General features: G+C 74.0%; 6 protein-coding genes. 4 read left to right on the top strand and 2 right to left on the bottom strand.

Annotated features, from left to right (window positions below; all coding sequences use genetic code 11):
- Positions 1–300 precede the first annotated feature (300 nt).
- Both ACWF94_RS23605 and ACWF94_RS23600 read right to left on the bottom strand, forming a co-directional pair.
- Positions 301–2112: an AMP-dependent synthetase/ligase gene (locus tag ACWF94_RS23605; protein WP_453491805.1), complete on the bottom strand. Its 1812-nt coding sequence runs from the start codon at positions 2110–2112 to the stop codon at positions 301–303.
- 397 nt (positions 2113–2509) lie between these two features.
- The gene (locus ACWF94_RS23600) at positions 2510–3400 is read right to left on the bottom strand and encodes a LysR substrate-binding domain-containing protein (protein ID WP_453491802.1); all 891 of its coding nucleotides are present in this window, start codon (positions 3398–3400) and stop codon (positions 2510–2512) included.
- 208 nt (positions 3401–3608) lie between these two features.
- Between ACWF94_RS23600 and ACWF94_RS23595 the strand changes: the two genes are divergently transcribed.
- The 4 genes from ACWF94_RS23595 to ACWF94_RS23580 form a co-directional block, all read left to right on the top strand.
- Complete coding sequence (locus ACWF94_RS23595) at positions 3609–4682, top strand: bile acid:sodium symporter family protein (protein ID WP_453491799.1); 1074 nt, start codon at positions 3609–3611, stop codon at positions 4680–4682.
- A gap of 134 nt (positions 4683–4816) precedes the next feature.
- A complete protein-coding gene (locus ACWF94_RS23590) occupies positions 4817–7402 on the top strand; it encodes a hypothetical protein (protein ID WP_453491796.1) in 2586 nt (861 codons plus the stop codon).
- 1 nt (position 7403) lies between these two features.
- Positions 7404–8633: a TRAFAC clade GTPase domain-containing protein gene (locus ACWF94_RS23585; RefSeq protein WP_453491793.1), complete on the top strand. Its 1230-nt coding sequence runs from the start codon at positions 7404–7406 to the stop codon at positions 8631–8633.
- On the top strand, positions 8630–9620 hold a 991-nt coding region (locus tag ACWF94_RS23580; RefSeq protein ID WP_453491791.1), incomplete at its 3' end, for a GAP1-N2 domain-containing protein. The genes ACWF94_RS23585 and ACWF94_RS23580, both read left to right, overlap by 4 nt.

Genomic DNA, 9620 nt, shown 5'->3' with positions numbered 1-9620 from the left:
AACCGGTACGGCCCGGCCGGACCATGCCGCCGGAGTCCCGTCGGCCCGCCCTCCCGGAGGGTCGGCTGTCCGGCGTACCCACCGGTGAGCGGCGGCAGGAACCGTCGCCGACCGGGCACAGCCCCGCCCGGACCCGCGCGCCACCACCGCTGCGGCGGGCCGCTTCGCCTCCGGGGCGAGTGGCGCTCCCAGGGACGCGGGTTTCTCGGGCCCTCCGGGGGCATCGACAGGGGATCGGCCGGCTCACCGTGGCTCCCGGCCGGGGTGTCCGCCCTCCACGCGAGACCTCGCGGCGACGCGTCAGGCGATCTCACGGTGGTACAGCGCCTCCACCTCGGCCGCGTACGCCGTCTCGATCGCCCGTCGCTTCAGCTTCAGTGACGGGGTGAGCAGCCCGTGCTCCTCGCTGAAGGGGTGGGCCAGGATCCGGAAGGTACGGATCGACTCGGCCTGGGAGACCAGGGTGTTGGCGGCCACCACCGCACGCCGGATCTCGTTCTCCAGGCCCGGGTCCCGCACCAGCTCGGCCGGTGGCAGCGACGGGCGCTCCTGCATCTCCAGCCAGTGGTCCACGGCCTCCTGGTCGAGCGTGACCAGGGCCGCCACATACGGGCGGTCGTTGCCGACCACGAGGCACTGCGCCACCAGCGGATGGGACCGCACCCGCTCCTCCAGGGTCACCGGGGAGAGGCTCTTGCCGCCCGAGGTCACCAGGATCTCCTTCTTCCGCCCGGTGATCGTCAGATAACCGTCCCCGTCCAGCGCCCCGAGATCCCCGGTGGCCAGCCATTCGCCGCGCAGGACGGCATCGGTGGCCAGGGGGTCGCCGAGATAGCCGGAGAAGACCTGCGGGCCGCGCAGCCACACCTCGCCGTCGTCGGCGATACGGACCGTGGTGCCGGGGACCGGCAGGCCGACCGTGCCGTACCGGGGGCGCTCCGGGGGGTTCGCCGTCGCCGCGCCCGTGGACTCGGTCAGGCCGTACCCCTCGTAGATCGTGATGCCCGCACCCGCGAAGAAGAGTCCGAGCCGCCGGTCCATGCTCGACCCCCCGGACATCGCGTGCCGCACCCGGCCGCCCATCGCGTCGCGCAGCTTGCCGTAGACGGCCTGATCGAAGAACCGGTGCTGGACCCGCAGTCCGGCCGACGGTCCGGGACCGAGCCCGAACGACCGGTGCTCCACCGCCTCGGCGTAGCGCACCGCCACCTCGACGGCTTTGTCGAAGGGGCCCACCCGCCCCTCGGCCTCCGCCCGGCGCCGGGCCAGGTGGAAGATCTTCTCGAAGATGTACGGCACGGCCAGGACGAACGTCGGCCGGAACGCCACCAGATCGGGCAGCAGCGCACTCGCCTGGAGCGCCGGCTGATGACCGAACCTGACCCGGCTGCGGATCGCCGCCACCTCCACCATGCGGCCGAAGACATGCGCGAGCGGCAGGAACAGCAGCGTCGAGGGCTCGTCGCCCGGCCGGGAGCGGAACACCGACTGCCAGCGCCCGGCCACCGTGTCGGTCTCGAACATCAGCCGGCCGTGGCTGATCACACAGCCCTTGGGCCGGCCGGTGGTCCCCGAGGTGTAGATCACCGTGGCGGTCGAGTCCGGGGTCACCGCGCGCCGGTGCCGGTGCACCACCTCGTCGTCGAGCCGCGCGCCGGCCGCGACCAGGTCCGCGACCGCCCCGGCGTCGAGCTGCCACAGCCGCTTCAGCTGCGGCAGCCGGGCGACGACCGAGCCGATGGTCATCGCGTGGTCCTCGTGCTCGACCAGCGCGGCGGAGACCTCCGCGTCGTGCAGCATCCAGCAGACCTGCTCGGCCGATGAGGTGGGGTAGACGGGGACGGACTGCGCGCCGACCGTCCACAGGGCGAAGTCGAAGAGCGTCCACTCGTAGCGCGTACGGGACATCAGCGCCACCCGGTCGCCGAACCGCACCCCCTGCGCGAGCAGCCCCTTGGCCAGCGCGAGCACCTCGTCACGGAACCGCGCCGCGCTCACATCCCGCCAGTGGCCCGCCGCGTCCTTGCGCCCGAGCGCGACCCGGTCCGGGTCCGCATCGGCGTGCTCGAACACCGCGTCGGCCAGGCCGCCGACCAGAGGCGCCGCACTCAGGGGGCGGACGGTGAACTCGCGCAAGGGACCTGCTCCTCGTGGTGCTCCGATCAGCGGGCCGCGACGCTACCCCACCGCAGGACCGGGCGTGAGCGCCTTCCAGAACTGTGGACGAATGGCATCACCACAGGTCAGACGCAGCGAACCGGTCTCGGGAGACCCGCCCCCACGGAATTCTGACCCAGGAGTAAGGACGCGGGTCCGGAACCTCCACGAAATCTGTGCGGTGAAAGCACCGCCGCTTTACGGAGCTTTGCGGAGTTCTTGCGGAACCTGGGAAGAATGGTCTGGACCAGCCGGTACGTACGGGTCGGCGGCCGGTGCGTGCGGGTCAGCCGGTACGCGTGGGTCGGCGGCCGGTACGCGCGGGTCATCTCCGGGTACGCGCGGCGTCCCGTCACCGCTGATGCGGGCCGGGTCCCCGGTGCAGCCGGTCACCACCCGCCAGGACCGCCGCCGCCAGCGCGTCCGCCGCCTCCTGGGCGCCATGGCCCGCGCTCGCCCGCCGGCCGTGCAGCAGGACGAAGTCCACCGCGCCCAGCTCGGGCAGGCCCGCGCGCGCCGGGACCGGCTCAAGGCCCGGCGGGATCAGCCCCTGGGTGTGCGCCATCACCCCGAGACCGGCCCGCGCCGCCGCGATCAGCCCGCTCAGACTGGCGCTGGTGCACGCGATCCGCCAGGCCCGGCCGTGCGCCTCCAGCACCTCCAGCGCCCGCGCGCGGGTGATGCCCGGCGCCGGGAAGACGATCAGCGGTACGGGCCGGTCGGGGTCCACCCGCAGCCGGTGCGCCCCGATCCAGCCGAGGGTGTCCTGCCAGACCAGCTCGCCATGGGTGTCCCCGCTGCGCCGCTTGGCCAGCACCAGATCGAGCCGGCCCGCCTCCAGCCGCTTGTGCAGGGTGCCGGACAGCTCCACGGTCAGCTCCAGATCGACCTCGGGGTGGTCGATACGGAACGACTCCAGGATCTCCGGCAGCCGGGTCTGCACGAAGTCCTCCGACGCCCCGAACCGCAGCCGCCCGCGCAGCCGCTTCCCGGTGAAGAACGCCGACGCCCGCTCGTGCGCCTCAAGGATCGTCCGCGCGAACCCGAGCATCGCCTCACCGTCCTCGGTGAGATCCACCCGATGGGTGTCCCGGGCGAACAGCTGCCGCCCGGCCGCCTCCTCCAGCCGCCGCACATGCTGGCTCACCGTCGACTGCCGCAGCCCGAGCCGGCGGGCGGCCTGGGTGAAGCTCAGGGTCTGCGCGACCGCGAGGAACGTCCGGAGCTGGATGGGGTCGTACATGGGTCCATGTTAGCGCCTCTCATCGCGGTTCATGATGACAGTCAGAGTGGTGTACGGGATTCCCGATCGGCGGACCGTGTCGCAGCATGGAAGCCGTACAGCCGTACAGCCGTACACCTCGCACCGAGAACAGAGAACCGCACCGAGAACCGACGACCGGGCCGAGCACACGGACCGGAAACGACCGGCCCGAGAGCAAGTGGAGCCCATGAGCCAGGCCAAGAGCCCGTCGAGGAGCCGTCGCAGGTTTTCGCCGCCGTCCTGGCTGCCGGTCGACCCGTATGTCCTGGCGCTGCTCGCCACCGTGGGCCTCGCGGCGCTCCTCCCCGCGTCGGGCCGCGCCGCCGATGTGGCGGGTGGCACGGCGACCGGTGCGGTCGCGCTGCTCTTCTTCCTCTACGGCGCGCGCCTTTCCACCCGTGAGGTCGGCGACGGACTGCGGCACTGGCGGCTCCATACGACGGTGCTGGCCGCGACCTTCGTCGTCTTCCCCCTGCTGGGCCTGGCCGCGCGGGGCCTCGAACCGGTGCTGACCCCGGAGCTGGCCGCCGGGCTGCTGTTTCTGTGTCTGGTGCCGTCCACGGTCCAGTCGTCCATCGCCTTCACCTCGATCGCGCGCGGGAACGTTCCGGCGGCGATCTGCGCGGGCTCCTTCTCCAGCCTGATCGGTGTCGTCCTGACCCCGCTGCTGGCGGCCCTGCTGCTCGGCGGTGCGGTGGGCGGCTTCGCGCCGGACTCGCTGCTGCGGATCGTGCTCCAACTGCTGGTGCCGTTCCTCGCGGGGCAACTGCTGCGGCGCTGGATCGGCGGCCTGATCACCCGGCACAGGAAGGTTCTCTCCTTCGTCGACCGGGGCTCGATCCTGCTGGTCGTCTACACGGCCTTCAGCCAGGGCATGAACGCGGGCGTCTGGCAGCAGGCGACCCCCCAGCGGCTGGGCGTCCTCCTCCTGGTCGAGTCGGTGGTGCTGGCGGTGATGCTCAGCCTGACCTGGTACGGGGCCAAACGCCTCGGCTTCGGGCGCGCGGACCGTGTCGCGATCCAGTTCGCGGGGTCCAACAAGAGCCTCGCGGCGGGGCTTCCGATGGCGACCGTGCTGTTCGGGGCGGACGCGAGCCTCGCCGTACTGCCCCTGATGCTCTACCACCAGGTCCAGCTGATGGTCTGCGCGGTGATCGCGAGACGCCGCGCCGCCGACCCGGACCCGGGCGCGGACCTGGACCCGGGCGCGGACCTGGACCCGGGCGCGGATGCGGACCTGGCCCCGGGGACCACCAGGTGACCCACCCGCCCCCGCCGCCACACCGCCGCGCACCCGAACCCGGCCGCCCGAGCGCGTAAATCCCCGTCCCTGAGGCGTGGTTGCCCAGAGCTTCGGGCAAACCGCTACCGCGCGTGATTGCGATCTGCTGAGATATGGGCACGGATCGTGACGTGGGGGACGGACTGATGCGGCAGGACTTCGGGCACCTACTGGGGCTGCCCGCAGCCGTTCCCCCGCTGCCCCTGTCCCCGCTCGTCCCCGAGGCCGCCGAACTCTTCGCCGAACAGCGCGGACTGGGGCTGCGGCACGCGGTGGACGCGCTGTTTCCCGGTGTCCCGGCGGACGGTGTGCGCTTCCGGATCCTCGACGGTCTGCGGATCCCCGGCCGGGGCCACCACTGGCGTACGGTGAACGACCGGGCCCTCGCCGGGGCGCGGGACGGCTGGCTCGCCGATCCGGCCGTCGACCGCGCCGCTGTCGCCTCACTGTTCGCGCGGTACGGACGCATCCTCGAAGCCGACCCCATGGGGCTGCGCCGCCTCGCCCTGTACGAACTGACCGGGCTGCTGCGCGAGCACCCCCGGGGCTGTGTCGCCGTGGCCGCCCGCGAGCTGGGCGTCGACCCCGGCGAGGCCGAGGCCCTCGCGGTGGCCACCGAGCTGCGGCCCGCCCGTACCGCCGGGGCCCGGGAGAGCGCCGAACACATCCTGGACGCCTGGCGCACCGACCGGCTGCGCAAGGCGCACGACTACGCGACCCGGCTCGGTGACCCCGGCGGCGATCAGCGACTCGCCCGGCTGCTGCGGCGGATCGACAGACGGCGCGCGCAGGTGACCGCGCTCCTGGCCGATGGAGACCGGTTCGATCGCGCGGGGGACCCGGCCGCCGCCTCCGCCGTCCGGCTGCGCGCGGCCCGCGCGGCCGTCGACGACCCCACCGTGCTGGACGCCCTGCTGCGCGGCCCCGGTGCGGCCGGAGCGCTGACGGTCACCGCCCGGGTCCGGACCGACGGCGTACGGGTGGAGTGGTCCGGTGCCCCCGGCCCGTACCGGGTCCTGCGCGGCGGGCCGGGCCACTGGGCCGAACTCGCGCCCGCCACCGCCGCCACCGCCCTCACCGACGCCACCGCCCCGCTGGGCGAGCGCGTCCGGTACGCGATCCTCCCGCTGGATGTACCACCGGGCCCACCGCAGGACTCCGCCGCGCCCGGCCCCGGTGACCCGTACGCCCCCGACGGCCCCGGTGACCCGGGCACCCGGGACCGCTCCGACCGCCCGGACGGACTCTTCGGCGGCCGTCCCGGCGGGGACCCGGCCGACCCCCCGGTCGCCCACATCCAGGCCGACCCCCCGGTCGCCCTCAACCTGGTCGGCAACAGCCGGATGACCCACAGCCCGTCCGCCCACAGCCCGTCCGCCCACAGCGCCAGGATCCGCGAACTCCCCACCGTCAGCGCACCCCTCCTCATCGCCCCCGACATCGCCGACCCCCGGCTCACCGACGCGCGCGCCCGGGTCACCGCACACTGGCGGACCCCGCCCGGGGTGTGCGGGATCAGCGTCGAACGGCACCGGCCGGGGTCCGGACCGGTGCCGTTCGACGCCGACCAGGACGGATTCACGGACCGGCCGCTGCCCCCCGGGGAGTACCGCTACACGATCCGCTGCCGCTACCGCACGGCCGGCGGGCGGGAGGCGCTCTCGCCCGGGGTGAGTGTCGCCGCCACCGTGCGCCCATGGCCCGCCCCCGTCACCGGACTCGACCTCGTGGCGGGGGAGGAGGGCGTCATCACCGCAACCTGGACCGGTGGCGCCGGGGCCGAGATACGGCTGCTGGAACTCCCGGGACCGATACCCGCGCCTGGCACCGATCTGCTCGCCCATGAGCTGCCCGGCCCGCCCGGCTGGGAGCGGTTCCCCGTGGACCACGGCATCGCACTGAGACCCCCGCGCGGCATCCGCACCCGGCTGACCGCCGTCAGCCTGCTCGGGGAGCGCGCCTGCGCCGGTCCCACCGTGAGTGTCGAACTGCCCAGCCCCGTCGAGCGGCTGACCGTCCGCCGGGAGACCGCCGACGAGGTACGCGTCACCTTCGACTGGCCCGGTGACGCCGATCGCGTACTGGTCCGCTGGGAGCAGTCGGGACAGCGCCACCAGCGGACCGTGACCAGATCGGCCTTCCGGACCCGGGGCGGTCTTGAACTGGCCGTCACCCCCGCCGGAGCCCGGTTCACGGCCGAGGCGCTCACCTTTGACGACGCCGATGTGGTCATCCCGGCCGGACCCGGGGCGACCGTCCTGCTCCCACCCCACCTCGCGGTCCGCTACGACCTGGTGAAACCTGGCTGGCGGGCCGGCCGGCGGCGCCGTGTCGTCGTACGCGCCGAGTACGCGGCGACCGCAGGCGAGGGGGAGCCGGACCCCCCGCAGCTCCCCGACTTCGTCCTCGTCGCCCGCTCCGCCGGCCCCGGAAACGGCGCCCGAGGCGGCCCCGGAATCGGTGCCCGAGGCGGTGCCGGAAGGAAGCCGCCGCCCCGCCCCCGCGACCCCGGGGACGGCGCCACCGTGCTGCGGCTCAGCGGCGCCGAGATCGGCGGCGGCGAGCCGGTCCAGCGGGACATAGACCTGGCCGCGGCGGGCGAACCCGCCCCGTACAGCCTCCGCGCCTTTCTGCTCGGCCCCCGCGCGGACACCGCACGGCTGGAAGAACCCCCGCACGAACGCTTGGTGGTGCGCTGACGTGACAACCGTCATCTGTCCCTACTGCTTCACCCGAGGATCCGCCTCCCGGCTCCGCTACCGCTGTCTGATGACCCGGACCGGTGTCCGGGGCGGCCGACAGCCCTGCGCACCCCGGCGGGACGACACCTGGGCCGAGTTCAAGGGCCGGGGGATCGCCCCCCAGGCCCGGATGCGCGGCCCCGTCTTTCAGCCTCGGCGGACCGTCGGACCCGTCCGGAGCCGCGCCGCCTGCCCCGACTGCGGCGTCCTCACCCCGGTCCGGGTCTGCGACTCCTGCCACAGCGATCTGCCCAGCGACTACTGCGACCAGGACAGCCGCATCATCGCCCTGGTCGGCGCCAAGGCGACCGGCAAGAGCACCTATGTCACCGTCCTGGTCAATGAGCTGCGGCAGCGCGTCGGCAGCGCCTACCGGGCGGCGCTCGCGGCGATGGGCAGCGACACCCAGCGGCGCGACAAGGAGATGGCCGCCGAACTGTACGACCGGCTGCATCTGCCCGGCGCCACCAGACCCGCCGCGCTCGGCTTCAACGACCCGCTGCTGTACCGGCTCAGCCTGCCCAGCGCCGGACGCTTCGGCAGCGGCAGCAGACACACCGCGCTCGTCTTCTTCGACGCGGCGGGCGAGGACCTCGGCGACGCCGGTGCGATGGACCGCTACACCGACTACCTCGCGGCGGCCGACGGCATCATCCTGCTCGTCGACCCCCTTCAGCTCCCCTCCGTACGGGAGGAACTGCCACCGGGGGAGGGCCCGCCGCTGCCCCCGATCGAGACATCGCCGCAGCAGATCGCCGCCGATATCGCCGGGCAGTTGCGCGGCCACGGCAGACGCGGCGCCCGGGGCAAGGTGTCGACACCGCTGGCCGTGACCCTCACCAAGACGGACATGCTCCGGCCGCTGCTCCAGCCGCAGTCACCGCTGCTGCACAACGCGCGCCACGAAGGCGGCGCGTTCGACGAGGCGGGACGGGTCGCGGTGCACGAGGAGGTGCGCTCCCTCCTGGACGGCTGGGACGGCGGCGAACTGCACCGCAGGCTCGACCGCGACTTCGCCGACGTCTCCTTCTTCGGTCTGTCCTCACTGGGCTCACCGCCGCCCGCCACCGCACCCGCCGACGTCCCCAAGTCCGGTCCGCAGCCGGTACGGGCCGAGGACCCGCTCCTGTGGCTGCTGGCCAGGCGCGGACTGCTGCCCGTACGCAAGGCCAAGGGAGGCGGCGCATGACGACACCCGGCCAACTGCCCCATCTGCCCCAGCTGCACTACACCTCCGCCGCCCCCGGGCCCGACGGCTCCGGCTTCCGCTTCACGGCGGTGAGCGACGACGTACCGGTCAATCTGCTGCGCGAGATCGAGCAGCTCATCGGCTACGAGCCGCCGCACGGCGCCCCCAGCCGCCCCAGCGACGGCGAACTGGCCCTGTTCCCGGCCGCGTTCACCCACAGCACCCTCTCCGACGGCAGCAGACTGCTGTGCCAGAGCGTCTACACCGGAGCGGACTACAGCGGCCGGTACGGCAACTTCCACGCCCACGCCGTCTGGCTGCCCGCCGACGCGCCCACCCCCGGAGGGCTGCTCCCCGTCGAGCTGTGGCGCTCCCCTTCCTGGACTTCCCGGCCCACGGCCACCCCGGGCGACGGCGGGCCCGCGCCCCTGACGGCGTTCCCGGCGGGCCGCCGGATGGACCGGGCGGGGCTCACCGAGTTCGCGGCGGAGCGGGCCGAGCGGCTGCCCGCCTTTCTCGCGGACGTACGCGCCCTGTTCACCGCAGCCGACGCGCCCCAGCTGATCGTCGTCGAACGCGAACCGCACGACATCATGCAGTGGATCGCCCTGGCCAGCGCCGCGCTGCCCCGGGAACTGGCCGACCGGCTCACCTTCACCTCGTACACCCGCCGTCCGCTCCAGTCGCCGCACCAGATCGTCGGCGTTCTCCCCGGTGCGGACTCCGGCCTCACCGCGGGCGCCGATCACCGCTACCGCGTTCACGACGCCTCCGGTGGGCCGCCCACCGCGGTCCGCGAGGATCCGTGGGCCTCGGCGGCGGCCCGTGTCTGGGCCATGGGGCTGCCCCGGCTGTTCATCGCCGCGTCCGCACTGCCACCCGGCGACCCGGACGACGGCACCGGAGGCGGCACTCGGGACGGCGACCAGGGCGGCTCCCCGGGCGGCTCCCCGGGCGACGCCTCGGGCCGCACGGACGGCCGCACCC

Source organism: Streptomyces sp. NPDC055078, assembly GCF_053607985.1.
This window is presented reverse-complemented; position numbering and strand designations above follow the sequence as displayed.

Bases quoted from the DNA above. Each gene is read 5' to 3' on its own strand.
- ACWF94_RS23595 (WP_453491799.1), top strand. From the start codon at position 3,609: ATGAGCCAGGCCAAGAGCCCGTCGAGGAGCCGTCGCAGGTTTTCGCCG.
- ACWF94_RS23590 (WP_453491796.1), top strand. From the start codon at position 4,817: ATGGGCACGGATCGTGACGTGGGGGACGGACTGATGCGGCAGGACTTC.
- ACWF94_RS23600 (WP_453491802.1), bottom strand. From the start codon at position 3,400: ATGTACGACCCCATCCAGCTCCGGACGTTCCTCGCGGTCGCGCAGACC.